Here is a 24,140-nt window from a genome sequence, read left to right on the forward strand (position 1 = left end):
CCTTCCCTGTTCTCAGTGCGAAACGGTGGTGCTGGTCGTGCTGACGGTGCTGGTACTGGTGGTGCGGGTCCCCGGGGTGCGGTCGGCGGGCCTGCGGCCGCGCAGCACGAGCCGCTCGAGCGCGAGCGTCGCGAGGTAGAAGAGCAGGCCCAGTGCGATGGATGCCACGACGTACGCCCAGGCGCGGGCGTACGCGCTCGACGCGGCCGAGGTCGAGATCAGGCTGCCGAGTCCGCCGCGCGGTCCGCCGAAGTACTCGGCGACGAGCGCGGAGATCACGGCGAGCGAGGAGGCGATGCGGATGCCGGTGAGGATGAACGGTCGCGCGGTCGGCAGGGTCAGCGAGCGCAGCACCTGCGCGGGCGTCGCCGCGTAGGCGCGCATGAGCTCGCGGTGCACGGGCGTCGTCTGCCGGAATCCGCGCAGCGTGTTGAGGAACACGGGCACGAACGAGGCGATCGCGGCGATCGCCTGGCGGCCGAACTGGCTGTCGGCGCCGAACATCGAGTTCAGCACCGGCGCGAGCGCGACGATCGGCACGACGGCGAGCGCGGCGATGACGGGGGCGCTCATCCGGTCGACGGCGCGCCATCTCGCGGCGAGCGCGGCGAGCGCGATGCCGAGCACCGAGCCGACGACGAGGCCGATGAGCGCGTTCGTTCCGGTGATGATCGTGGCCTGCACGATCGAGTCCCACGAAGCGATGAGGGCCTCGACGATCGAGGCCGGGCTCGGCAGCAGGTAGTCCGAGACGCCGACGACGCTCACCAGGAACTGCCAGATGCCGAGCACGATCAGGCCGACCGCGATCGGTGCCACGATGCGCAGGGTCGTCTCGGTCCGCGGGCTCATCAGCGCGTCTCCACCCCGCGTGCTCCCGTGGCCACGGGGGCGCCGTGCAGTGCCTCGCGCACGGCGGTCACCATCTCGAAGAAGGAGCGGTCCTCGCGGAGGCCCTCGGTGCGGGCGGTCCTCGTGGCGGCGGGGGCAGCGGCGTCGGCAGCGCCCGCGGCCGCTCCAGCGCCTGCGCCTGCGCCGCCGCCGAGCCGCATCGGCACGATCTCGCGGATGCGCCCCGGCCGCGGCGACATCACGACCACCCGGTCGGAGAGGAACACCGCCTCGGGGATCGAGTGGGTGACGAAGACCACGGCCGCCCCCGTCTCGCCCGCGATGCGCACGAGGTCGGCCTGCATCTTCTCGCGCGTCATCTCGTCGAGCGCGCCGAACGGCTCGTCCATGAGCAGCAGCCGGGGCTGCTCGGCGAGCGAGCGGGCGATCGCGACGCGCTGCTGCATGCCCCCCGAGAGCTGGTCGGGGTAGCGCTCGGCGAACTCGCTGAGCCCGACCATGTCGAGCAGCTCGTCGACCTTCGCCCGCCGCGCGGCCTGGGCGACGCCGTGCAGCTCGAGCGGCAGCGCGATGTTCGCCGCGACCGTGCGCCAGGGCAGCAGGCCCGCCTGCTGGAACGCGATGCCGTACTCCTGGTCGAGCCGCGCCTGCGTCGGCGTCTTGCCGAAGACGGCGATGCTTCCCGCCGTCGGACCGTCGAGGTCGGCGATGAGCCGCATCAGGGTCGACTTGCCGCAGCCGCTCGGGCCGATGAGCGAGACGAACTCGCCGGCCGCGATCGTGAGATCGATGCCCTCGAGCGCGTGCACCCGGCCGCCCTGCGTCTCGAACACCTTGTCGACGCCGCTCACCTGCACGGCGGTGGCGGGTGCGGCGGTCGCGCCGGGGGCGGCGGTGGTCTCGGGAGCGCTCATGCGGCTTCCTCCGTTCGTCGGTAGTTCTTCAGGATCACGCCGAGCAGCGCCACCGAGCCGGCCGCGACGAGGCCCAGCACCACGGCGCCGAAGATCGGCCCCCAGGCCTTGGCCGGGTCGCCGGAGGCCTGTCCGGCGAACTGGATGAGGAGTCGCCCGATGCCGCCCTGCAGGCCGGTCGACACCTCGGCGACGACCGCGCCGATGACGGCGTTGGCCGCGCCGAGCCGCAGTGCGGGCAGCAGGTAGGGCACGGCGGCCGGGAAGCGCAGCTTCACGAGCGTCGCCCAGTAGCCCGCGGCGTAGCTCTGCATGAGCTCCTCGTGGATGCGGTCGGGCGACTGGAGCCCCTTCAGCGCGCCGATCGCGATCGGGAAGAACGCGAGGTAGCTCGCGATCAGCGCGACCGACATCCAGTCCTGCCACTCGAAGGCGCCGATCTCGACGCGCGATCCCCAGCTCTTCACGATCGGGGCGAACGCGATGAGCGGCACCGTCTGGCTGAGCACGATCCACGGCAGCAGGCCCCACTCGGCGATCCGCCAGCGCTGCATCACGAGCGCGAGGCCGACGCCCACCACGACACCGACGAGCCAGCCGGCGGCGGCGATGCCGAGCGTCGTGAGCGCGCCGAGCAGGATCACGACCCAGAGCGCCTGCGCGGAGGGCGAGCGCGTGACCGGTTCGGCGAGCCGGGCGAACATGTCCCAGACGTGCGGCATGGCGAGGTCGGTGGTGCGCGGCAGCACCCGCGTGTCGCCGATGAGCACGCCGTCGGCGGGGGCGAGCAGCTTGTAGCCCTCCCAGAGCGCGACGAGCAGCAGGACGCCGGCGACGCCCCATCCGACGACGGACGCTCGGCGCGCTGCGGTGGTCATGCCTTCGCCGTGATGTGCTCGGTGAGCGCCGGGATCACGGTCTCGCCGTAGACCCGCAGCGTCTCCTCTTTGTTGTCGTGCTGGAGGTAGCCGGCGAACTGGTCGACGCCCAGGTCGGCGAGCTGCTTCAGCTTCTGGATGTGCTGGTCGGCCGAGCCGAGCACGCAGAACCGCTCGACGATCTCGTCGGGCACGAAGTCGACGTGGTCGTTGTCGGCCTTGCCGTGGGTGTTGTAGTCGTAGCCCTCACGACCGCGGATGTAGTCGGTCAGCGCGTCGGGCACCGTGCCGTGCGCGCCGTACTTCGCGACGATGTCGGCGACGTGGTTGCCGACCATCCCCCCGAACCAGCGCGACTGGTCGCGCATGTGCGCCCAGTCGTCGCCGATGTACATGGGCGCGGCGACGCAGAACTTGATCGACATGGGGTCGCGCCCGACGGCCTCGGCCGCGTCGCGCACCGTCGTGATCATCCACGCGGCGATGTCGACGTCGGCCAGCTGCAGGATGAAGCCGTCGCCGACCTCGCCCGTGAGCTTCAGCGCCATCGGGCCGTAGGCGGCGACCCAGATGTCGAGCTCGGAGCCCTTCGACCACGGGAACTGCAGCTGCGAGCCCTTGTACTCGACGCTGCGCGAGTTCGCGAGCTCGCGGATCACGTGGATCGACTCGCGCAGCTCGCTCATGCTCACGGGCTTGCCGTTCGTGACGCGCACGGCCGAGTCGCCCCGGCCGATGCCGCAGATGGTGCGGTTGCCGTACATCTCGTTGAGGGTCGCGAAGATCGACGCCGTGACCGTCCAGTCGCGGGTGGCCGGGTTGGTGACGAAGGGGCCGACCTTGATGCGGTGGGTCTCGGCGAGGATCTTGCTGTAGATGACGTACGGCTCCTGCCAGAGCAGGTGCGAGTCGAACGTCCACGCGGTGCTGAAGCCGTACTGCTCGGCGAGCTTGGCGAGGTGCACGGTGCGCGAGGCGGGCGGGTTGGTCTGGAGGACGACGCCGAAGTCCATGTCGTTCCCTTCTGTCGATCGTGGGGGCTCGGTCGGTCGGGATGCTCAGATGAGGTACTGGCTGAGACCCCGCTTGAGGTACTTCCCGTCGCCCTTGGTGCCGAGGTACCGGTCGCCCTCGACGATGACCTTGCCGCGCGAGAGCACGGTGTCGACGCGACCGTCGATCTCGTAGCCCTCCCAGGCGGAGTGGTCCATGTTCATGTGGTGCTTGCGCCCCTCGCCGTAGCCGATCGAGGTGTGCCCGTTCGGGTCGTAGACGACGATGTCGGCGTCGGCGCCGGGCTGGATGACGCCCTTCCGCCCGTAGAGCCCGAACATCCGCGCGGGCGTCGTCGACGTCAGCTCGACCCAGCGCTCGAGCGTGATCTCGCCGGTGACGACGCCCTGGTACATGAGGTCCATGCGGTGCTCGATCGAGCCGATGCCGTTGGGGATCTTCCGGAAGTCGCCGAGCCCGAGCTCCTTCTGGTCCTTCATGCAGAAGGGGCAGTGGTCGGTCGAGACCATCTGGAGGTCGTTCGTGCGCAGCGCCTGCCACATCGAGTGCTGGTGGCCCTCGGCCCGCGAGCGCAGCGGCGTCGAGCACACCCACTTCGCGCCTTCGAAGGCGCCCCATTCGTCGCTGGATGCCCCGAGCTGATCCTCGAGCGAGAGGTAGAGGTACTGCGGGCAGGTCTCGCCGAACACGTTCTGCCCCTTGTCGCGCGCCCAGGCGAGCTGCTCGACGGCCTGCTTCGCCGACACGTGCACGACGTAGAGCGGGGCGCCGGTGAGCTTCGCGAGCATGATCGCGCGGTGGGTCGCCTCCTCCTCCATCTCCCAGGCGCGGGCGATGCCGTGGTAGTACGGGTCGGTGTTGCCGGCGTCGACGAGCTGCTGGGCGAGCACGTCGATCGCGGGGCCGTTCTCGGCGTGCATCATCGTGAGCATGCCGGTCTCGCGCGAGACCTGCATCGACTTGAGGATCTGCGCGTCGTCGGAGTAGAAGACGCCCGGATACGCCATGAAGAGCTTGAAGCTCGTGATGCCCTCGTCGGGCAGGCGCTTCATCGCGGCGAGCGAGTCGTCGTTGACGTCGCCCACGATCTGGTGGAACCCGTAGTCGATCGCGCAGTTGCCCGCGGCCTTCTCGTGCCAGGCGGCGAGTCCGTCCTCGATGCGCTGGCCGTAGGTCTGCACCGCGAAGTCGATGATCGAGGTCGTGCCGCCGTGCGCGGCGGCGCGGGTGCCGGTCTCGAAGGTGTCGGAGGCCTCGGTGCCGCCGAACGGCAGCTGCATGTGGGTGTGGGCGTCGATGCCGCCGGGGATGACGTACTTGCCGGTGGCGTCGATGACGCGGTCGACGGCGGCCGAGACATCCGTGCCGAGCAGTTCGCTGCCCGGTTCGATGACGGCGACGATGCGCTCGCCGTCGACGAGCACGTCGGCCGCGGCGCGGCCGGTGGCGCTGACGACGGTGCCGCCGGTGATGAGGGTGGTGGTCATGATCTCGATTCGCTCCTTCGTCGCTGCTCGATCACCGGGGACTACGGCTTCGCGATCTTCGCGTAGGAGTCGGGCCGGCGGTCGCGGTAGAACTGCCAGTCGTCGCGCATCTGCTGCACCATGTCGAGGTCGAGGTCGCGCACGAGCAGTTCCTCGTGCTCGCTCGAGCCGCGCTCGCCGACGAAGTTGCCGCGCGGGTCGATGACCTGGCTCGTGCCGTAGAAGTCGACGGCGAGGTCGCCGTACTCGTTGTCCTCCCGGCCGACCCGGTTGGGCTGCAGCACGAAGTAGCCGTTCGCGACGGCGGCGCACGGCCCCTCGACCTCCCACAGGCGGTTCGAGAGCCCGGGCTTGGTGGCGTTCGGGTTGAAGACCATGTGCGCGTCGTTCAGGCCGAGCTCGCGCCACCCCTCGGGGAAGTGCCGGTCGTAGCAGATGTACATGCCGACGCGGCCGACGGCGGTCTCGAAGACGGGGTAGCCGAGGTTGCCGGGGCGGAAGTAGAACTTCTCCCAGAAGCGGTCGAGGTGCGGCAGGTGGTGCTTGCGGTACTTGCCGAGGATGGTGCCGTCGGCGTCGACGAGCACCGAGGTGTTGTAGTAGACGCCCGTCTCGGCCTCTTCGTAGATCGGCAGCACCATGACGGTGCCGAGCTCCTTCGCGACGTCGGCGAAGCGCTGCACGATGGGCCCCTCGGCCGACTCGGCGAAGCGGTAGTACTTCTGGTCCTGCGTGATGCCGAAGTACGGGCCGTAGAACAGCTCCTGGAAGCAGACGACCTCGGCGCCCTGCGCCTTCGCATCGCGGGCGAACTGCTCGTGCTTGTCGAGCATCGAGGCCTTGTCGCCGGTCCAGGTGGTCTGCGTGATGGCCGCTCTGACGATCGTCATGAATGTCTCCTGAGTCGGGCGGCGCCATTGCCGTGCACTCGAGGATCGCCTGGCGTGGTGCTCGTGTCAGGTGATCATCGGCTGCTGCTGCGACGCCGAGATGTACCGATTGAACTGCCGGTGGAACTGCCGAACGGTGTGACGGACCAAGGGCTTGTGGCCCGTTCTGTTATTGTTCGGCTTGAACATTTCTCTTCTGTTTCACTCTGTGACGCTGTGGTTACATATCTTGTCCCTTGCGCGGTTCGGAGGCAATGGTGGTGTCAGGTATTCGAATGGATGCCTCGCGATTGATCGAACTCGCCGAGTTCGCCGATGCCTCGCCGCGCACGATCGCCGGTGACGTGGCCCGGCTCGTGAACGGCGGCGAACTCGCCGCGGGCGACCGCTTGCCCACCGTGCGCGAGCTCGCCGCCGCGCTGAGCGTCAGCCCCGCGACGATCAGCCAGGCCTGGCAGGCCCTCGCCCGAGCGGGCGTCATCGAGAGCCGCGGCCGCGCCGGCAGCTTCGTTCGCGGCGCCGAGGCGCTGCGGCTCGCCCCGCGCATGCGCGGCATGGCCGCCCCCGACGATCCCGTTCGGCTCGACCTCTCTCGCGGCACTCCCGACCCGCTGCTGCTGCCCGCCCTCGGCCCGGCGCTCTCACGCGTCTCGACCAGGGCCGAGACCGGCAGCTACCAGGCCGAACCCGTCATTCCCGCGCTCGCGCGCGCCCTGCGCGAGTCGTGGCCGAGCGACGCCGAGTCGCTCATGGTGGTCGACGGCGCCCTCGACGCGATCTCCCGCACGCTCGAGGAGCTCGTGCGCTTCGGCGATCGGGTGGTCGTCGAGAGCCCCGGGTTCCCGCCGTTCCTCGACCTGCTCGAGGTGCTCGGCGCGGTCGCGGTGCCGGTGCGGCTCGACGAGCACGGCATGGTGCCCGAGGCGCTCGCCGTCGCCCTGCGCAAGCGGCCCGTGGCCGTGCTGCTGCAGCCGCGCGCACAGAACCCGACCGGGGCATCCATGACGCCCGGGCGCGCCGAAGCGCTCGCCCGCACCATCGCGACCGCCGAACGCGTCGACGACCTCGTGGTCATCGAGGACGACCACTCGGGCCTCATCTCGATCGAGGGCGACGTCACGCTCGGCACCTGGCTGCCCGGCCGCGTCGTGCACGTGCGCAGCTTCTCGAAGTCGCACGGCCCCGACCTGCGCATCGCCGCCCTCGGCGGACCGCGCGAGCTCGTCGAGCACATCGCCGGGCGCCGCATGCTCGGCCCCGGCTGGACGTCGCGCATGGTGCAGACGATCCTGCTCGACCTGCTCACCGACGGCGCCTCGATCGACGCCGTCACCGAGGCGCGCCGCCAGTACTACACGCGCCAGCGCATGCTCGGCGACGCCCTCCGCGAGCGCGGCGTCGCCGTGCACCACGCCGACGGCATCAACCTCTGGATGCCGGTGCTCGGCGAGCGCTCGGCCCTCGTGCAGCTCGCGGTCGCGGGCATCAGGGTCGCCGCCGGCTCCCCCTTCCTCGCCGCCGCGAACGGCACGGATGCCCCGGGCGCGGGCCGCACACGACGCCCGGGCGAGTTCGTGCGCGTCACGGTCGGCATGGTGCGCGACGACGTCGACGGGGTGGCCGACGCGCTCGCGACGGCCGCCCAGCACGTCGTGGCCGGAGGGTACTGAGGGCGAGCCGCTGCGGAGGTGGTGCCGGTGGTGCCGCCTAGGCTCGCAACATGCCCGACCTCGACGACGTCCGCCGCATCGCGGCCGGGCTGCCTGGCAGCGAAGAGCGGTCGATGACCGGCGGCGCCGCGTGGTTCGTGCGCGGCAAGCTCTTCGCATGGGAGTGCCACCCGTGGCCGAGCATCCCCGACGACATGCGCGAGGTGATCGCGGCCGAGCTCTGCGTCGGCGTCAAGGTCGCCGACCCGGTCGACGCGCTCGCGCTCCGTGAGATGCAGCCCGAGGTGTTCCTGCGCGCGACGACGCGATGGGGCGAGCCGAAGGTCGCGTTCCGAATGGCCGGCATCGCGGACGACCACCTCGACGAGCTCGTGACCGAGGCCTGGCGGGTGCAGGCGCCGAGGTACCTGCGGCGCGAGTTCGGGGTCGACGACGCGTAACGCCGATCGGTGGGGGCTACGCAAACCGGCGGTCTCGGGGATCGGCCGCCGCACGCCACTCGGTGAGCGCCGTGAATGCGACCTCGTACTCGCCGGCGGGCGAGAGCAGTATTCGGTGCGCGAATCGACCGTCAGGCTCGAGATCGATCTCGTCGTAGACGATCTCGGTCGCGGCGTTGAAAAGCCGCAGCGACTCGATCGACGCGCCGTGCTTCAAGCGCAACTCAGCGTCGATGAAGGTCAACTCGAGGAGCTCGTATCCGATCTGCAGATGCCCGATGTGCGCCCGCATCACCAGTGCCGCACCCGGTCGGTAGTCGAAGGTGTGAACCTGCGCATCGTGCAGGTCGATTCCGTCGGCCAAGCGCTCGGCGCCCGAATGGAGACTTGGCAGCACCTGCTCGCGATGCGCCTCGTACGCCTGCCACCGCTCGAGCCACTCATCGTCTCCGAGTGAGCCCGAGGCCCATTCTCGGGTGAGCCACTTCATCGTCACGTTCGAGAATCTATTTGCCTCTGGTAGGTGGGGCGATGTCTTGCTGATTGGATATCACAGTCGAACATCCAACCCGTCATCTTCATCGACGCCGACACGTGCCGGGGTAGAAAAACGGCGCGGTCCTCACCGAGTTCGCGCACTGGGGGTCACGCGAGTGAACCGGCCTACTCGCCCACGTAGAACCACTGAGCAAACTCGTTCAGATCGAAGTCAGGGTGGAGGTTCTCATCCTCGACGTCATATTGAGCGGACGGCAGCCCCGCTTCTGCGAGCTCCTCGATATCGCTCAATCGAAGCTGACAGACTGAGCAATGGAAGGCCCCAGGTGCGAAGGTCGGCTGCAGGTAAACCGACGGGATATGCTCCCACTCGCCGTCCCCGGTCTTCTCCACGTCCCAGTCGACTTCCTCGGAACCGTCAAGTTCGCCCCTCAAGATCCCCATGAATTTGCACTCAGGGCATTCGAATTGGGCGAAACCTTCTCCGCTCAGCCGGAACGCGAACCCCCAACGCCGGTCTTCGAGCGCCCTATTTGTTTGGGCGTAAGCCACCTCACCTAGGTCATTCGCCCGCCGATCAAGTCGATTGCGAGCCTGAACTCTCTTCAGCGACACGCGCCGCGCGATTTCAGTCTTTTGAGTGTCCACGAGGGTCGAGACCAGCTCCGCGTACGCGCCGAAGAATGCAGCCTCGTCGAGCCCCAGCCGAGCGACAAACTCGCGCAAAACGGTCAGGCAGTCGAGCAGAACATGTCGCGCATCGGTGCCCGCGCCAACGTGGACCGCGCCGTTGCGGACGTTGATCATGCGGGTCAGCCGAGTACCCGGGACAGAAAGCGCACCAGTGACCTCACCCGCCCGACGCAGCACGACCTTCAGACCGATTGTCTTGAGGCCCGTGGCGTAGATGTCAGGCTGGTCGCCTGCCAGCTTCAGGAGCGAGCCCTCATCGTTTTCGGGCACAAGTAGTACCGGGTTCTTGGACCACAGCACAGCCTTTCCAAGGAGCTCAACAGCAATCGAAGCAAACGCTACTCGGGTGCTGTTCTCCTCGGCCCATGCCTCAAGGGAGTCGTGGGCGAGTTGCCGCGAAGACTCGATGAGGAGCGCCTGCGACTCGGTGCGGCGATCACGCTCGGGGGCGAGGACGGCTTCTTCTGCTGACACACCGACACAATGCCATCAATTGCTCGTCTCTGCCTAAGCTGCGCCTGAATTGAGATTCACACTGCGGAGCTACCCAACCATGTCGGCAGTCCCTGGCCGAAACGATCAAAGGGCTTGTTCAGGTGGCCGAATTCACACAGCACACCATGTGGGAGGTCATCGCTAGTGAGCTCGATGTCGAGGTGAAGGTCGCCGATCTCATCGGCGCTGGAGTTCCGCGCACCACGACGCGGGTGCCGAAGGTCGCATTTCGCATGGCGGTCATCGCGAAGGCCAACCCGAGAGGGCTGGTTACCGAAGCGTACGCGCGGGCACCGAAAGACGTGCGGCTCGCGCTCGAGCCCCCTAGCCTTGAAAGCGGGCCAAGGCCATTTTCGTGCCCAGATGCCTAACTAATTCCCAGACCCTTCCAGATCCCACGATGCAGGAGAAGCCTGTCGGGAAACCCCAGCGTGGAATTCCTGTTTCGGTATTTGAAAGTGTACGAGCTGTATCCGTTTCGGTTGCTATGAACCGTTCCAAGTGCGCTGCGCTCGAACAGGGCCACTACGATTTCCCGAATCTTTGACGATGAAAGCGGCACCTGCAGCTCAACTGCAGTGTTCAGGAGGTCTTTGTACTTGAAGTCTCTGGAGCGCATTGCTGAGAGAAGGGAGATCATGCTCTCTATCTCCTCGGCGGTTCCCACGCCGACGAGCTCATCGCGGATTTCGGGGAGGAAGTACTCGATTGAGTACTTCCTCATACCCTTTTCAATTGCATCGCGCGAGATGACGCCCGCGGTCGGGCTGGTGAAGTCCTGCACACACTCAAGCAGTTGGAGGAAGTCCCGGGGAGTGTGACGGGTGAGAGAGAGCAGGGCCTTAATGGAGCTTTCTCCGCCCATGGTCGGAGGGAGGTAACTCGAAAGGCACACATCTGGATCGCCCGCGGAGTACTGCACCCGAAGATCGGCGAGCGCGACGAGCGCTGAATTCTCTGGGTGTTTGACATCGTGGTACCAGTCAAGAACAACAGCGCTATCTCGTCGCATCTTGTTCTTGTTCGCATCTGGGAATCGCTCGAACATGTCCGTCCGACAGAGTAGGACGATCTTCGCCGGCACAGCATACGCGGCGAGGTCGTCGTTGATACGGCTGACCTCTTGCATGAGAGCACCAAGCGAAATCCACTGAATGTCGCGCTGAATCAGAATGTCGTCGAGGCCGTCGATGACGATTACGTGGCGCGCCGGCCCTCGGAAGTTCTGAGTGAGGATGCGGAGATGCTCCACAAGCTGTAGGAAGCCCACGTCCAAGTTCGCAACCGATTCCTCACGGATCGCTTCAACGAGCCCTGGCACCGAGGCTTTGAAAGAGTTCTTCGACGACCTGACCACAAGCCCTTTGAAGTCCCCGATGGGTAGATATCCGGCGCGCTCGAGTGCTCCAATCGCCTTCTGAAATTGGGGTGTCTTCGCGGAACTAAGGTCACGATTGAACGAGTCAAGCAACCGAAGTAGCAATAGCCATGCCCAAGTTGTCGGATATTTCGATTCCGGCTCATCGCTCCCCACCCCGACACGTCCGAAGGCAGCGAACGGAAAGTCCTTCAGCGTGAGCGGCACAACATTCAACTGATCGTCGGCTTCGGCATCAAGTATCAGCCTCTGCCCAATCGCCGATTTCCCAGAGCCTTTGTAGCCGAGAAACAGGAAGCGGTCACCGTCCCTCGCTTCCGCGACAGTCCCATCCTGATCGTAAAAGCCCCGAAGGATTAGATCGGGTGCGTGCGACCCTTCCTTCTCCGCGCTCGCATAGCCGAATCGAATGGACTTGAAGTCGGTCACAGAACACCTTCGTTTCACGAATCGGGCAAGACATGTATTTGAACCTCGGACATGTGTATCGCGTTCCGTCGCGTCACATCTAGCCACCGGGTCCGATCCGGCCAGCTTGCATGAGCAGCCTTCGTCTCGGGGCCACAGGGCGCGCTCCTCGTGAGCCTAGCGCCGCGGTTCGCCCGCATCCGTTCGCGTCGCCTCAACCTCGCTGGCACGAGCGCCGACGGGAAAGGGACACATGACGGGAACGCCCGAACGAGGCAGACTGACCTCGTGAGCCAGCGCAGCCGAGCCTGGGTGCTGCACGTCGACCTCGACCAGTTCATCGCGGCGGTCGAGGTGCTGCGGCGCCCCGAGCTCGCGGGCAAGCCCGTGATCGTCGGTGGCCGCGGCGATCCGAGCGAACGGGCGGTGGTGTCGACGGCGTCGTACGAGGCGCGGGAGTTCGGCGTCGGCTCGGGCATGCCGTTGCGGATCGCGGCGCGCAAGGCGCCCGAGGCGATCATCCTGCCGGTCGATCACGAGGCGTACACCGCGGCATCCGAGGAGGTGATGGCGACGCTGCGCGCGCAGCCCGGAGCGACCGTGCAGGTGCTCGGCTGGGACGAGGCGTTCGTCGGCGTCGAGACCGACGACCCCGAGGCGATCGCGCGGGCCGTGCAGCGCGCGGTGCTCGAGCGCACGCGGCTGCACTGCAGCGTGGGCATCGGCGACACGCTCGTGCGCGCCAAGGTCGCGACGGGGTTCGGCAAGCCGCAGGGCGTGTTCCGGCTGACCGCGGAGAACTGGCTCGAGGTCATGGGCGATCGGCCCACGAAGGAGATGTGGGGCATCGGCACGAAGATCTCGCGGCGGCTGGCCGCGCTCGGCATCGCGACGATCGGCGAGCTCGCGGCCGCCGATCCCGAGGCGGGCGGCCTCGTCGCCGAGTTCGGCCCGCGCATGGGTCCCTGGTACGCGCAGCTCGGCCGGGGCGAGGGTGCGCGCGTCGTCGACGACACCCCCTGGGTCGCGCGCGGCCACAGCCGCGAGACGACCTACCAGCACGATCTCGTCGAGGCGTCCGAGATCGAAGCGGCGATCCGCGAGCTGGCCTCGCAAGTGCTCGCGGATGTCGCGGCCGAGGGCCGCCCGGTCGTCGGCCTCGCACTGAAGGTGCGGTACGCGCCCTTCATCACGAAGACGTTCACGAAGAAGATCGCCGAGACGGGCGACCACGCGGTCGTGCTCGCCCGGATGCTCGAGCTCGCGGGCCGCATCGAGCCCGACCGGCCCGTGCGGTTGCTCGGCCTGCGCGCCGAGATGCGCATGCCCGACGAAGCGCGCGACGGGCACACGCCGACCCGCAGCGGATGGTGAGCGAGCCCCGCATGCCAGACTCGCGGCATGACGGACCGCGATCGCCCGCCGGCCCCTGGCGCTGACTCCCCCGCCCCGGCGCCGGCCGGCACGGCGAGGCGCGCCATGCACCTGCTCCGGCGCATCCCGGTGACGCTCTCGGTGCTGCTCGTGCTCGTCGTCGCCGGCCTCGTGAGCGGCGGCTTCACGAGCCCGAGCGACCAGGCCCCCTGGTACGAGACCTTCGCCTACGGCCTGCCCTCCTTCGCCGACGGCCGGTGGTACACCGTCGCCACGGGCACGGTGCTCGTGGCGGTGCCGCCCGGGTACCTGCTCATCCTGCCGCTCGCCGCGCTGGGGCTCGGCTGGCTCGAGCTGCGGCGCGGCTCGTGGCTCACCGCCGCGACCTTCCTGATCGGGCAGGTGGTCGCCGTCGTCGGCACCGCCTTCATCGTCGCCGGGTTCGCGGCGTTCGGCTCGCCGTGGGCCGACGAACTCGCGACGCAGCTCGACGTCGGCGCCTCGGGCGGCGTGTTCGCCGCGATCACGATGGCGGCGTTCTCGCTGCGCTCGCCGTGGGCGGGACGCGTGCTGCTCATCGTGTTCGCCGTGGTCACGATCGGGGTGCTCTTCATCGGCACGCTCGCCGACATCGAGCACGCCGTCGCCGTCGTCGCCGTGATGCTCGTGCAGGCGCGCGCGTTCAGCCGTCCGACGCTGCGCGAGCAGCGCTTCATCACGTGGACCGTGCTGCTCGCGGTCGGCGCGGCGCAGCTCATCCTCGTGCTCGTGCCGGCGTTCGGGCCGTTCGGCGCGAGCGACCCGGGCGGCGCCCAGTTCGTCGACGTCGCGATCGATGCGGTGATCGTCCTGCTGCTCGCCGACGGGCTGCGCCGGGGCATCCGGCTCGCCTGGATCGGCGCCGTCGTGCTGGGCGCCCTCAACGTGCTCGGCGGCGTCCTCGCCTTCCTCCTGCTGACCCTGCTCGACGCGCTCGGCTCCGACTCGGACGCCGCCGAGCTCGCCGACTCGACTGCGCGCGACGCGCTCACGCTCGCGATCACGACCTCGGTGCTCTGGCTCGGCATCCTCATCTGGCTCGTGATCACCCGGCACGCCTACCGCGCGCGGCTGCGCCGCCGACTGCCCGGTGCCCGTGATGCCCAGAGCCCGGGCGCCCTCGCCGAGACCGCGCGCGAGCTGATCCGCGAGACCGGCGGCGGGCCGCTGTCGTGGATGGCGACGTGGCCGGACAACCGCATCTTCCTCGGCTCCGACCCGGCGACGGCCGTGGCGTACCAGACGCACCAGGGGGTCGCGATCGCCCTCTCCGACCCGATCGCACCCGACGACCTCGTGGGCGAGACGCTCGTCGAGTTCCTCGACACGGTCGAGCGCGCCGGGTTCGCGCCGTGCGTGTTCGGTGCGACCGAGCGGGCGCGAGCCGTGATCCCCGAGGGGTGGCGGGCCGTGCAGATCGCCGAGGACACGATCGTCGACCTGCCGGGGCTCGAGTTCACCGGCAAGGCGTGGTCGCCCGCGCGCCAGGCGCTCAATCGCGCCGAGCGCGAGGACGTGACCTTCCGCATGGGCGTCCTCGCGCAGCAGTCGCGACGGGTGCGGGCGCAGGTCGACGAGATCTCGGCGCAGTGGGTCGGCGAGAAGGAGCTGCCCGAGATGCGCTTCACCCTCGGCACCGTCGACGAGGCGCTCGACCCCGAGGTGCGTATGGCGTTCGCCGAGCGCGACGGGCAGCTCGAGGGGTTCCTCAGCTGGCTGCCGGTGTACGGCGCCGATGGGACGGTCGCCGGGTGGACGCTCGACCTCATGCGACGCCGCGCGGGCGGCACCTTCCCCGCCGTCATGGAGTACCTGATCGCGTCGTCGGCGCTCGCGTTCCGCGACGAGGGCGCGGCGTTCCTCTCGCTCTCGGGCGCGCCCCTCGCGCGCTCGACGCCGGCATCGGCCGATGAGCTGAGCCCCATCGACGGCTGGCTCGACCACCTCGGGGCGATGCTCGAGCCGGCCTACGGCTTCCGTTCGCTGCACCGCTTCAAGCAGAAGTTCCGGCCGCGGGCCGAGCCGCTCTACCTGCTCTTCGCCGACGAGGGCGACCTCGCTCGCATCGGGCTCGCGCTCGCGCGCGCCTACCTGCCGGATGCCTCGATGCCCGAGCTCGTGCGCATGGGGGCGTCGCTCACCCGCTGAGCGCACGGCTAGCGTGGGAGCCGTGAAGATCACGGTGCTCGCCGGCGGAGTCGGCGGTTCGAAGTTCGTGCGGGGCGTCCGCGAGGAGTGCGCGCGGCGGTGGCCGGGTGCCGACGGCGAGGCCGGGGCATCCAGCGCCGAGATCACGGTGGTCGTGAACACCGGCGACGACGTCTGGCTCTCGGGCGTGCGCCTCATGCCCGACTTCGACTCGCTGCTCTACGCGCTCGCGGGCGTCAACGACACCGAGCGCGGCTGGGGCCGCGCCGGCGAGACCGAGCGGGTCGCGGCCGAGCTGCGCGAATGGGGCGTGGGCTGGCCGTGGTTCACGCTCGGCGACCTCGACCTCGGCACCCACCTCGCCCGCACCTCGTGGCTTCGCGAGGGGCTGACCCCGTCGCAGATCGGCGAGCGGCTGCAGCGGCGGTGGCCGCTCGGGGCGCGGCTGATCCCGGCGACCGACACCGAGGTCGACACGTGGGTGCGCGTCGCCGACCCCGAGGCGCCCGGCGGCGAGCGCGAGATGCACTTCCAGGAGTGGTGGACCCGCCACCGCGCCGCCCTGCCCGCCGTCGCGTTCACGCAGCGGAACCTCGACGCGGCGCGCCCGGCTCCGGGGGTCGTCGAGGCGATCGCGGGCGCCGAGGTCGTGCTCGTGGCCCCCTCGAACCCGGTCGTCTCGATCGGCACGATCCTCTCGATCCCCGGCATCCGCGAGGCGCTCGCGGCGACCGCGGCCCCCGTCGTCGGCGTCTCGCCGATCATCGGCGGCAAGGTCGTGCGCGGCATGGCCGACGCCTGCTTGCCCGTGATCGGCGTCGAGACGAGCGCCGAGGGGGTCGGACGGCACTACGGCGCCCGGGCAGCCGGCGGCCTGCTCGACGCCTGGCTCGTCGACGAGACGGATGCCTCGGCCCTCGCCCCGCTCGCCGACGGCGGCCTCGTCGCCGCGGCCGCCCCGCTCTGGATGCGCGACCTCGACACCTCGGCGGCGCTCGCCGGTGCCGCGCTCGACCTGGCGGCGACGGTCGGGTAGTCCGGCCCGGGCCGACTTCCGCTCGCCCTTCCTCCGCGGTCTGTGTGGTCGAGTGGTCAGGTGACCGCGCGCTCGAGGCTCGCGCGGCGAGTCGCAGGATCAGCCGGCCCGAGGGTGGAGGAATCTCGGCGTGGCGCCTGAGTCGTCCTGCGACTCGCCGAGTCAGCTCGCGGCATCCGGCCGGTCAGGGCTCGGCGAGGGTCATCGCGGGGCTCGCCGACCTCGACGGCATCGACCCGGCCCCGCATCCCGGCTGACGTCGTGGGAACCGGATCGCGCCGACCGGACATACAGGTATGGCAGGGCACTCGACTGCGACTCCCAGCAGGCGGAAAGGAACCGACGATGACTCCACCCGGGTCGACCGATCCCGAGGCACGGCCGATCGAGCCGATCAAGCCGATCGACTTCACCGACTTCCTGCCCGACCCCGCCGATGAGCCGACGGGCTGAGCGGCGCGCCGCCACAGCCTCGGACCAACCCAGCGACTGACCGCTCACGCGCCGGCCTGTCCGTCGTCGGCGGCGTGCGGCACCATTGACGCGTGATCGCGATCGTGGCGCTCGCACTCGGTGCGGCACTGGCGTACGGCATCGCCGACTTCCTCGGCGGGGTCGCTGCGCGGCGTTCGACCGTGTTCGCCTCGACGACGGTGAACTACGCGTTCGCCGCCGCGCTGCTCGTGGTCGCCGTCGCCCTGACCGGTGGCGTGTGGTCGGCGCAGGCCGTCGTCGGCGGGCTCGTCGCCGGAGCCCTCGCCCTCGTGGGCTTCCTCGCCTTCTTCGCGGCGCTCGCCGCGGGGCCGATCTCGCTCGTGGCGCCCGTCATCGGGCTGCTGAGCTCGGCGGTGCCCGTCGCGTCCGCGGTCGTGCTCGGCGACCGCCTGAGCCCCATCGCCTGGGTCGCCATCGCGATCGCCGTGGTCGGCGGGGTGCTCATCGGCATGGAGCATCGCGTGAGCGTCGCGGGCCTGAGCGCCCGCACCGTCGTCTTCACCGTGAGCGCGGGCCTCGGGTTCGGCTTCGCGACGGTCGCGCTCGACCGCGTGCCCGGCGATGCGGGGCTGATCCCGGTGCTCCTCGACTCGGGCCTCGGCGCCGCGGTCCTGCTCGCCGCAGCCGCACTTCGACCGTTCATCGGTGGGTTGCGCCGGCTGCTCGCGCTGCTCGACCCTCCGAGCTCGGTCATCGCACCCGAGTCGGGCCGCGCCGCTCAGCCCGACCCCGTGACCGTGCCCACGCCCACGCCCGCGCCCGACTCCGCCGCCTCCTCCTCCCTCATGCCGACGACCACGCGCTCCGGGCTGATCACCCCGGCGTTCGTGCTCGCCGCGACCGCGGGCCTCTTGACCGGCGTCGCGAACGTGCTGCTCATGCTGGGCCTGCACGCCGGGTCGGTCGCGGTCGTCGCCGTGCTCACGAACCTGTACCCGCTCGCGACGATGGTGCTCGCCTGGATCGTGCTGCGCGAACGCCTGTCGCGCGTGCAGCTGCTCGGCGCCCTGTTCGCCCTCGCCGCCTCGGTACTGCTCGGCCTCGCCTGAGCCGCTGTCAAGCCCGTTGCCGTGGGGGCCGCGCCCTGCGAGCGTGGCAGGAACGAGATCCGACGAGCAGGACGAGCAGGAGGGCTGCCATGACCTCGATGAACGATCCCGAGACGACCGCCGAGACGGAGACGAGGCGAGCCGCCGACGAACGCGCCGAGCGGCAGACGCTTCGCGAGGAGGAGCGCACCGGCGAAAAGCGCGGCGACCAGGAGCGCAGCCTCGAGGAACGCGAGTCGGCCGCAACGCCAGGCGCCCCCGGCAACGACGAGCCGATGACCGACTCGACCGACGGCGGGCTCTCGGGCGGCGACCCCGGCGTCGAGGAGTGACCCGAGCGGGCCGGCCGGGACAGCCGGCCCGCTACGGGATGTAGTCGACCAGCCCCTGCGGCGCGACCGCCGCGCGGTACCGCTCGACGAGATCACGCCACCCCGCCTCGGGGGTGAACTCGTGCGCGTGCACCGCCTCGGTGAAGTGCCACAGCAGGTAGGGATGCGCGCCGAGCGCGTACAGCGCCGCGTAGTCGCGAGCGGCGAACGCCGCCCGCTCGGCATCGGTCAGCGAGCGGTCGTCGGTCGCGGCCTCCGCTCCGGGCGCCGCCCCGAGCCATCCCTCGACGTACGCGGCCGGGTCGTCGACGTAGGCGGCGACGCGCTCGTCGCTCAGCTCGACCCAGCGCATGAACTTGTCGACCATGTACTTCGTCATCGCTTGCCCTCCCACAGGAAGAACGGGCTCGACGCGAACCGCGACTCGGCGACGTCGACGAAGTCGGCGGGCCGCCCGCCCATCGCGGCGAGCGCGGTGATCGCGTTGAGGTACTGGTAGGTCATGCAGCCGGCGTCGAGCAGCCGCTCGAAGTCGCTGCACACGCGGATCGCGCCGTCGAGGTCGCCGTCGCGCATCCACTCGGCGGCGGCACGGTCGAACTCGGGGTCGGGCGAACCCGCGAAGGTGCGCGGGCCGCCGACGTCGTTGGCCATGTGACCCGAGGTCAGCAGGGCGACGCGGGCGTCCGCGTCCCACGAGGAGATCGCCTGCCGCAAGTGCTCGCCGAGGGCGATGAACCGGCGCACCGAGGGCACGGGCGGCATCGAGGCGTTCGTGTGGATGGGCACGACCGGCAGGTCGAGCTCGGGCCTGACGTACTGCAGCGGTATCACGAAGCTGTGGTCGAGCCGCCACTCGAGGCTCACCGAGAGATCGATCGTCTCGGGCAGGACCGTGCGGCCCGTGAGCTCGTCGGCCAGTTCGCGGTGCCCGGCGAGCTCGACGACCTCCATCCCGAACGTGCGCACCTCGTTCTCCCACGTGCCGTGGTACGACTCGGCCTTGCCGACGACGAAGGCCGGCGAGTTGTCGTAGAAGAACTGCCGCAGGTGGTCGGTGCCGATCACGACGATCGCGTCGAGCTCGTGCTCGGCGAACGCCTGCCGGATGCGGGCGAAGCCCGCCGCGACACCGGCGAGGTCGTCGGGCATGGGCTCGCGCATCGAGCGCCAGAGCAGCGGGTTGTGCGGCGTGGCCGCCGCGAGCACGAGTTCGGCCATGTCGTCCTCTCAGATTCCGAACAGCTTGCGGGCGTTGTCGAGCAGGATCTTCTGCCGCGACTCGGGCTTGAAGGGGAGCTCCGCGAACTCGTCCATCCAGCGGTCGACGGTCATCACGGGCCAGTCCGATCCGAACAGCACGCGGTCGGTGATGAGCGAGTCGGCGTAGCGCACGACCTCGGGCGGCAGGTACTTCGGCGCCCAGCCAGAGAGGTCGAGGTAGACGTTCGACTTGTGCCACACCATCGCGAGGTTCTCGAGGTGCCACGGCCAGGCGGGATGCGCACTGATGATCTTGAGCTCGGGGAACTCGGCCGCGACGTCGTCGAGGTAGGGAATCGGCCGGGCGTTCTCGAGCCGGTACCCGCCTCCGCCGGGGGTGCCCGCTCCGGCACCTGGGAAGCCCGAGTGGAACATCACGACGAGCCCGAGCTCGGCGCACGCCTCCCAGATCGGGAAGAAGCGGCGGTCGTTCGGCAGGAACTTCTGCCGCGACGCGTTGAGCTCGCCGACGCCCGCGATGCCGTACTCGGCGTGCATGCGGCGGATCTCGGCGATCGCCGCCTCGCCCTTCCACGGGTCGATGCCCGCGAACGAGAGGAACACGTCGGGGTGGTCGACCTGCGCGCGACCGAGCAGGTCGTTCGGCGCCCCCTTGATGCCCGACGTCGTCTCTGAGTCGGAGTTCACGATGACCGCCATCATCCTGCGGTCGCGGTACTGGTCGGCCTGCTCGGCGAACGAGACGGCGGGCCGTTCGCGCCCGAAGTGCTTCGCCATCTGCTGGTGGCGCTTGCCCATCGCGGCGAGGAACTCCTCGGTCTGCGGGTGGGTGTGCACGTCGATCGCGACGAGCTCGTCGGGGCGGGTCATGCGCGGCTCCCTTCGGTGACGGTGGCGGTGACGGTTTCGATGAGGCCGGATGCCCCGGCCAGCAGTTCGGCGTCGTGCTGCCCGAGCCCGGGGGCGGCGTGGATCGTCGGGCGGCCGCTTCGGCTGAACCGGGTGCTCGGCACGGGCACGCGCAACGGCGCCCCTCCCGGACCGGCGATCTCCTCGACGAGCTGCATCGCCGCGATCTGGGGGTCGTCGAACAGCTCGGCGACCGTGTTGAGCGGCCCGTGGGGGATGTCGTGGGCGGCGAGCCGGTCGAGCCAGTACTGCCGCGGCATCCGCACCGTGATCGCCTTCAGCTCGACGTCGAGCGCGTCGTAGTTCGCGACCCGCGCCTCGCGGCTCGCGAAGCGGGGATCCTCGGCGAGCTCGGGGTGCTCGAGCACCTCGAGCAGGCCCGTCCAGAACTTCTCGGGCACCGACATGTGGATGACGAAGGCGCGCCCGTCGGAGCCGCGGCACGCATAGGCCTGCGCGCGACGGGGACGGGAGTCGGGGCCCGCGACCTGACCGGTCTCGAGGTAGGTCGACGCCGCCTCGGTGAGGAAGTCGATGAGGGAGCCGACCATCGAGACCTCGACGTGCTCGCCGAGGCCCGTCGCGTTGCGGGCGTGCAGCGCCGCGAGCACCGCCTGCGCGGCCTGCATGCCGCTCAGCAGGTCGGAGAACGCGGGCCCGAGCGGCCGCAGGATGTGCTCGGGCACGACCTGGCTGTACATGCCGCCGACCGCCGAGATCACCGTGTCGTACGCGGGCCTGGCCGCGTACGGGCCGTCGGCGCCGAAGCCGGTGATCGCGCAGCTCACGAGGCCGGGGTTGCGCTCGCGCAGCACCTCGGGCCCGAAGCCGAGACGCCGGGCGACGCCCGGCCGGAAGTTCTCGATGAGCACGTCGGCGTCGTCGGCGAGGCGCAGCAGCTCGGCGAGGCCGCCCTCGCTCTTGAGGTCGAGCACGACGGCGCGCTTGCCGCGGTTGTACGCCGCGAACTGCGGGCTCATGGTGCCGTGCCCCTCCCAGCGCCGCATGGGGTCGCCGCCCGGCGACTCGACCTTCACGACGTCGGCGCCGAGGTCGGCGAGCAGCTTCGCGGCGTACGGCCCCGAGATGTACTGGCCGAGTTCGACGACGCGGATGCCCGCGAGCGGGCCTGCAGACTGGGCCGGTTGAGGAGGGAGCGCAGCGACCGTCTCGAAGCCTTCAGCTGACATCGATGATCACCTTTCCTGGGGGCGAGTCGGCGAAACCGCGGTAGGCGCGGCCGATCTCGGCGAGCGGGTACCGGGCGCCGATGAGCGGGGTGACGGCACCCGCCGCCACGAGGTCGAGGGCGCGTCGCACCTGCGCGTAGTCGGCGCTCGCCACCCCGAGGAGGCGCTTGCGACGCAGGTAGAAGTCGAGCGTGTCGAGCTCGAGCGTGCGGTCCGAGACGGCGGCGCAGAAGACGGCGCGCCCGCCCCAGGCGAGGGCGGCGACCCCGGCGCCGAGCGTCGGCCCGTGGCCGCTCACGTCGACGACGACGTCGAAGCCGTCGGGGTGGAGCGCCGAGAGCTGCGCGCGGAGCGCGGAGGCATCCGTCGCGGCGATGCTCGCGACCCCCTCGGGCAGCTCGGATGCCGCGAGCGACGAGCGCGACGCGGCGACGACCTCGGCGCCGAAGTGCGCCGCGAGCGACGTGGCGGCACGGCCGAGTGTGCCGCCGGCGCCCGTGACGAGCACGCGGTCGCCCGCGGCGACGCCTGCGGTCTCGATCGCGTTGAGCACGATGGGCACGCTGTGCACGGCGGCGGTCGCGACGCCGGCGGGGATGCCTCCGCGAGCGACCGCGTTCTTCGCGGGCACGGCGACGAACTCGGCCGCGCCGCCGTCGCGGTGCACGCCGACGACCGTCTGCGCGGGGCAGTCCGCCTCGCGTCGGCGAGCGCATGCGGGGCACGCGCCGCAGGCGATGTTCGGCTTCACGACGACGGGCTCGCCGAGGCGGTCGCGGTCGACGCCCGCGCCGACCGCGACCACGACGCCCGCGGCATCGAGCCCGAGCACGCGGGGCAGCTTGGCGGCGGCGCCGGGGCCGCGCCCCGCGATGACGTTGAGGTCGAGCTGGTTCACGCCGACGGTCTCGACGCGCACGAGCACCTCGCCCGCGGCCGGGCTCGGCTCGGGGTGCTCGACGACGGCCAGGCCGTCGACCCCGTGGCTCGAGAGGACCGCTGCGCGCACCGTCTGCCTCCCTCTCGTCGTCGAGTCGCGGGCCGTCTCCGCGATGTCTCCGGAAACGGTACCCATGCCTGCGGTGAATGGGCTAGCGCTCTGCCATGCCCAATCAGCTCTGGGTCATGCCTCTTCGCCGCCGAATCTCACCCGGCTCTGGACAAAACCATAGACACTTCCACACGTTTTGGATACCGTATCCAGCAATTCGCGATGAGGCGAACGCTCCACGGGAGCCTCAGCGCACCACCCGTCAGGAACGGAGCATCATGCGCAGATCCATCCCCCGCTCGGGCCGCGCGGCGATCGTCGCCGTGGCATCCCTCGCGCTGCTCGCCGGCTGCGCCGCGTCGAGCGGTGCCGATCCGGCCGAACCCGTCGAACTCGCCGCCGGCGAGCCCGGCGCGGCAGAGGACACCGACATCACGGTGGCCATCCCCTTCCCCGACATCACGATGTACTCGATGTACGTGCTCGCGACGGACCTCGGCTACTACGAGGAGGAGGGCCTCACCGTCGAGGTCATCACCGCCGACAACGTGACCGCCGCCGTCGCCTCGGGGAGCGCCGACATCGGCGTCGAGTCGACCGGCACCGTCATCGAGGCGATCCGCGGCGGCGTCGAGGTCGACCTCGTGAGCGGCCACTACTGCCGCCAGAACTTCGACTTCGCCGTGCAGCCCGGCGTCGAGAGCGTCGACGACCTCGACGGCACCTCGGTCGTGCTCGCGGGTACGCCCGGAGACCCCGCCGAGTTCCAGCGCAAGCGCGTGCTGAAGGAGGAGGGCTGGGATCTCGACACGGTGAACGTCGAGGTCGTCTACCCCGGCCCCGGCTCCGAGTCGTGGACCGAGTTCTTCGTCAACGACAAGATCAGCCTGCAGCCCTTCTACGGCGACGACCGTCCCGCGCTCGAGGAGCACGGCGCCGAGTTCCCCGTCGAGGCGCTGCGCAACTGGGCCAACGACGTGATGGTGTCCGGCAGCTCGTACGTCGCCGAGAATCCCAACACGATGGTGCGGTTCCTGCGCGCGACGCTCAAGGCGACCGACTACATGACGGCGCCCGCGCCCGGCGAGTTCCCCGAGAACGTCGACTCCGTGCTCGACATCTACGAGGCGAACGACTTCGACGTCTCGGCGCTCCGCGGCTCCGACAGCGTCTGGGTGCTCGACGGGCACCTCGCGTGCCAGAACCTGTACTTCGGCACCGAGGCCTGGGACACGACGGTCGAGACGCAGGAGCTGCAGCCCATCGAGTTCGACGAGTCGCAGCTCGTCTACCTCGAGAAGGCCCAGGAGCTGCTCGGACTCGACAACGAGGGGCCCGAGACCCTGCCCTACCCCTGAGGTCGGGCGGCCCCGGGCCGCGCTCACCTCGCAATTCGAACCTCGCACCGAGAGCCCCCGCCGCAGCGCATGACGGCGGGGGCTCTCGCGTCGCTCCCTCTCCGACGCAGACAGCTGGGAGGCGGCCTCCTCCGGCCGCCGCAGGACGCCCCTCGAGCTCTGCCGGATCCGCCTCACTGTCGAGGCGCGTTTTCGCACTGGTCGACCGCAGGACCTTCGATTCGAGCTCTGCCAGTTCCGCCTCAGCGTGAAGCACAACCGGAAGCGACCGACCTCCCGACCTCCCGCTGTGGCAGCTACCCCCCCGCCGGATGGGGGACAGGCACCGGCGGGTTGGGGATCAGCCCCCCCTGCCCCTCGGACGGGGGGGGGGTCGCA

23 protein-coding genes are annotated in these 24,140 nt (G+C 70.0%); 9 read left to right on the plus strand and 14 right to left on the minus strand.

The window, feature by feature from the left end:
• Positions 1-12: 12 nt before the first annotated feature.
• The 6 genes from ACFVSL_RS11870 to ACFVSL_RS11895 are packed head-to-tail and all read right to left on the minus strand — an operon-like array spanning position 13 to position 6,035.
• On the minus strand, positions 13-852 hold the full coding sequence (locus tag ACFVSL_RS11870) for an ABC transporter permease (protein WP_386941182.1): 840 nt from the start codon (positions 850-852) through the stop codon (positions 13-15).
• Positions 852-1,766: an ABC transporter ATP-binding protein gene (locus ACFVSL_RS11875; RefSeq protein ID WP_386941183.1), complete on the minus strand. Its 915-nt coding sequence runs from the start codon at positions 1,764-1,766 to the stop codon at positions 852-854. Before ACFVSL_RS11875 ends, ACFVSL_RS11870 begins: the two co-directional genes overlap by 1 nt.
• The gene (locus tag ACFVSL_RS11880; RefSeq protein ID WP_386941184.1) at positions 1,763-2,644 is read right to left on the minus strand and encodes an ABC transporter permease; all 882 of its coding nucleotides are present in this window, start codon (positions 2,642-2,644) and stop codon (positions 1,763-1,765) included. Before ACFVSL_RS11880 ends, ACFVSL_RS11875 begins: the two co-directional genes overlap by 4 nt.
• Complete coding sequence (locus ACFVSL_RS11885; RefSeq protein ID WP_386941185.1) at positions 2,641-3,657, minus strand: TIGR03842 family LLM class F420-dependent oxidoreductase; 1,017 nt, start codon at positions 3,655-3,657, stop codon at positions 2,641-2,643. Before ACFVSL_RS11885 ends, ACFVSL_RS11880 begins: the two co-directional genes overlap by 4 nt.
• A 45-nt stretch (positions 3,658-3,702) precedes the next feature.
• Positions 3,703-5,145: a dihydropyrimidinase gene (hydA, locus tag ACFVSL_RS11890; RefSeq protein WP_386941186.1), complete on the minus strand. Its 1,443-nt coding sequence runs from the start codon at positions 5,143-5,145 to the stop codon at positions 3,703-3,705.
• 41 nt (positions 5,146-5,186) lie between these two features.
• On the minus strand, positions 5,187-6,035 hold the full coding sequence (locus tag ACFVSL_RS11895) for a nitrilase-related carbon-nitrogen hydrolase (RefSeq protein WP_386941187.1): 849 nt from the start codon (positions 6,033-6,035) through the stop codon (positions 5,187-5,189).
• A gap of 290 nt (positions 6,036-6,325) precedes the next feature.
• Between ACFVSL_RS11895 and ACFVSL_RS11900 the strand changes: the two genes are divergently transcribed.
• Together ACFVSL_RS11900 and ACFVSL_RS11905 are read left to right on the plus strand one after the other, a co-directional pair.
• Positions 6,326-7,705 (plus strand): PLP-dependent aminotransferase family protein, encoded by a 1,380-nt coding sequence (locus ACFVSL_RS11900; RefSeq protein ID WP_386941188.1) that lies wholly within the window; start codon positions 6,326-6,328, stop codon positions 7,703-7,705.
• 50 nt (positions 7,706-7,755) lie between these two features.
• Positions 7,756-8,145: an MmcQ/YjbR family DNA-binding protein gene (locus tag ACFVSL_RS11905; RefSeq protein ID WP_386941189.1), complete on the plus strand. Its 390-nt coding sequence runs from the start codon at positions 7,756-7,758 to the stop codon at positions 8,143-8,145.
• Positions 8,146-8,161: 16 nt separating this feature from the next.
• Here the strand turns inward: ACFVSL_RS11905 and ACFVSL_RS11910 are convergent, their stop codons facing one another.
• Positions 8,162-8,641: a hypothetical protein gene (locus ACFVSL_RS11910; protein WP_386941190.1), complete on the minus strand. Its 480-nt coding sequence runs from the start codon at positions 8,639-8,641 to the stop codon at positions 8,162-8,164.
• Positions 8,642-8,808: 167 nt separating this feature from the next.
• A complete protein-coding gene (locus ACFVSL_RS11915; protein WP_386941191.1) occupies positions 8,809-9,810 on the minus strand; it encodes a hypothetical protein in 1,002 nt (333 codons plus the stop codon).
• A 122-nt stretch (positions 9,811-9,932) separates the two neighbouring features.
• Here ACFVSL_RS11915 and ACFVSL_RS11920 point away from each other — a divergent pair, with 122 nt between their 5' ends.
• Positions 9,933-10,202 (plus strand): hypothetical protein, encoded by a 270-nt coding sequence (locus ACFVSL_RS11920; protein ID WP_386941192.1) that lies wholly within the window; start codon positions 9,933-9,935, stop codon positions 10,200-10,202.
• On the opposite strand, the gene ACFVSL_RS11925 is transcribed toward ACFVSL_RS11920, so the two are convergent.
• The gene (locus ACFVSL_RS11925; protein WP_386941193.1) at positions 10,199-11,638 is read right to left on the minus strand and encodes a P-loop ATPase, Sll1717 family; all 1,440 of its coding nucleotides are present in this window, start codon (positions 11,636-11,638) and stop codon (positions 10,199-10,201) included. The two genes, ACFVSL_RS11920 and ACFVSL_RS11925, sit on opposite strands and share 4 nt — an antisense overlap.
• A gap of 291 nt (positions 11,639-11,929) precedes the next feature.
• On the opposite strand from ACFVSL_RS11925, the gene ACFVSL_RS11930 reads away from it, so the two are divergent.
• The 5 genes from ACFVSL_RS11930 to ACFVSL_RS11950 all read left to right on the plus strand — a co-directional run bounded on the left by ACFVSL_RS11930 (position 11,930) and on the right by ACFVSL_RS11950 (position 18,090).
• Positions 11,930-12,991, plus strand: coding sequence for a DNA polymerase IV (locus tag ACFVSL_RS11930; RefSeq protein ID WP_386941530.1), 1,062 nt, complete (start codon positions 11,930-11,932; stop codon positions 12,989-12,991).
• 27 nt (positions 12,992-13,018) lie between these two features.
• On the plus strand, positions 13,019-15,178 hold the full coding sequence (locus ACFVSL_RS11935) for a bifunctional lysylphosphatidylglycerol flippase/synthetase MprF (protein WP_386941194.1): 2,160 nt from the start codon (positions 13,019-13,021) through the stop codon (positions 15,176-15,178).
• A 22-nt stretch (positions 15,179-15,200) separates the two neighbouring features.
• Positions 15,201-16,214, plus strand: coding sequence for a 2-phospho-L-lactate transferase (gene cofD / locus ACFVSL_RS11940; protein WP_386941195.1), 1,014 nt, complete (start codon positions 15,201-15,203; stop codon positions 16,212-16,214).
• Between the two features lie 545 nt (positions 16,215-16,759).
• Positions 16,760-17,758, plus strand: a complete 999-nt coding sequence (locus ACFVSL_RS11945; RefSeq protein WP_386941196.1) for an EamA family transporter — start codon at positions 16,760-16,762, stop codon at positions 17,756-17,758.
• An 89-nt stretch (positions 17,759-17,847) separates the two neighbouring features.
• The gene (locus ACFVSL_RS11950; protein WP_386941197.1) at positions 17,848-18,090 is read left to right on the plus strand and encodes a hypothetical protein; all 243 of its coding nucleotides are present in this window, start codon (positions 17,848-17,850) and stop codon (positions 18,088-18,090) included.
• Between the two features lie 31 nt (positions 18,091-18,121).
• Here the strand turns inward: ACFVSL_RS11950 and ACFVSL_RS11955 are convergent, their stop codons facing one another.
• Genes ACFVSL_RS11955 through ACFVSL_RS11975 form a run of 5 tightly spaced genes read right to left on the minus strand, consistent with a single transcriptional unit; the run spans position 18,122 to position 22,422 of the window.
• The gene (locus ACFVSL_RS11955; RefSeq protein ID WP_386941198.1) at positions 18,122-18,469 is read right to left on the minus strand and encodes a hypothetical protein; all 348 of its coding nucleotides are present in this window, start codon (positions 18,467-18,469) and stop codon (positions 18,122-18,124) included.
• Entirely contained in the window at positions 18,466-19,311 is an 846-nt protein-coding gene (locus tag ACFVSL_RS11960; protein ID WP_386941199.1) for a hypothetical protein, read from the minus strand. The genes ACFVSL_RS11955 and ACFVSL_RS11960 overlap by 4 nt, the downstream gene beginning before the upstream one ends.
• 9 nt (positions 19,312-19,320) lie before the next feature.
• Positions 19,321-20,184: an amidohydrolase family protein gene (locus ACFVSL_RS11965; RefSeq protein ID WP_386941200.1), complete on the minus strand. Its 864-nt coding sequence runs from the start codon at positions 20,182-20,184 to the stop codon at positions 19,321-19,323.
• A complete protein-coding gene (locus tag ACFVSL_RS11970; protein WP_386941201.1) occupies positions 20,181-21,413 on the minus strand; it encodes a CaiB/BaiF CoA transferase family protein in 1,233 nt (410 codons plus the stop codon). Before ACFVSL_RS11970 ends, ACFVSL_RS11965 begins: the two co-directional genes overlap by 4 nt.
• On the minus strand, positions 21,403-22,422 hold the full coding sequence (locus ACFVSL_RS11975; RefSeq protein ID WP_386941202.1) for an alcohol dehydrogenase catalytic domain-containing protein: 1,020 nt from the start codon (positions 22,420-22,422) through the stop codon (positions 21,403-21,405). Before ACFVSL_RS11975 ends, ACFVSL_RS11970 begins: the two co-directional genes overlap by 11 nt.
• Positions 22,423-22,682: 260 nt before the next feature.
• On the opposite strand from ACFVSL_RS11975, the gene ACFVSL_RS11980 reads away from it, so the two are divergent.
• Positions 22,683-23,762, plus strand: coding sequence for an ABC transporter substrate-binding protein (locus tag ACFVSL_RS11980; protein WP_386941203.1), 1,080 nt, complete (start codon positions 22,683-22,685; stop codon positions 23,760-23,762).
• Positions 23,763-24,140: the final 378 nt, after the last annotated feature.

This window comes from Agromyces sp. NPDC058064 (assembly GCF_042885275.1).
In the GTDB taxonomy this organism is placed as follows: domain Bacteria; phylum Actinomycetota; class Actinomycetes; order Actinomycetales; family Microbacteriaceae; genus Agromyces.

Excerpts from the sequence above, each read along its gene's own strand:
- ACFVSL_RS11870 (WP_386941182.1), bottom strand. The coding sequence starts at position 852 with ATGAGCCCGCGGACCGAGACGACCCTGCGCATCGTGGCACCGATCGCG.
- ACFVSL_RS11875 (WP_386941183.1), bottom strand. The coding sequence starts at position 1,766 with ATGAGCGCTCCCGAGACCACCGCCGCCCCCGGCGCGACCGCCGCACCC.
- ACFVSL_RS11880 (WP_386941184.1), bottom strand. The coding sequence starts at position 2,644 with ATGACCACCGCAGCGCGCCGAGCGTCCGTCGTCGGATGGGGCGTCGCC.
- ACFVSL_RS11885 (WP_386941185.1), bottom strand. The coding sequence starts at position 3,657 with ATGGACTTCGGCGTCGTCCTCCAGACCAACCCGCCCGCCTCGCGCACC.
- hydA (WP_386941186.1), bottom strand. The coding sequence starts at position 5,145 with ATGACCACCACCCTCATCACCGGCGGCACCGTCGTCAGCGCCACCGGC.
- ACFVSL_RS11895 (WP_386941187.1), bottom strand. The coding sequence starts at position 6,035 with ATGACGATCGTCAGAGCGGCCATCACGCAGACCACCTGGACCGGCGAC.
- ACFVSL_RS11905 (WP_386941189.1), top strand. The coding sequence starts at position 7,756 with ATGCCCGACCTCGACGACGTCCGCCGCATCGCGGCCGGGCTGCCTGGC.
- ACFVSL_RS11935 (WP_386941194.1), top strand. The coding sequence starts at position 13,019 with ATGACGGACCGCGATCGCCCGCCGGCCCCTGGCGCTGACTCCCCCGCC.
- ACFVSL_RS11950 (WP_386941197.1), top strand. The coding sequence starts at position 17,848 with ATGACCTCGATGAACGATCCCGAGACGACCGCCGAGACGGAGACGAGG.
- ACFVSL_RS11955 (WP_386941198.1), bottom strand. The coding sequence starts at position 18,469 with ATGACGAAGTACATGGTCGACAAGTTCATGCGCTGGGTCGAGCTGAGC.
- ACFVSL_RS11960 (WP_386941199.1), bottom strand. The coding sequence starts at position 19,311 with ATGGCCGAACTCGTGCTCGCGGCGGCCACGCCGCACAACCCGCTGCTC.
- ACFVSL_RS11965 (WP_386941200.1), bottom strand. The coding sequence starts at position 20,184 with ATGACCCGCCCCGACGAGCTCGTCGCGATCGACGTGCACACCCACCCG.
- ACFVSL_RS11970 (WP_386941201.1), bottom strand. The coding sequence starts at position 21,413 with ATGTCAGCTGAAGGCTTCGAGACGGTCGCTGCGCTCCCTCCTCAACCG.
- ACFVSL_RS11980 (WP_386941203.1), top strand. The coding sequence starts at position 22,683 with ATGCGCAGATCCATCCCCCGCTCGGGCCGCGCGGCGATCGTCGCCGTG.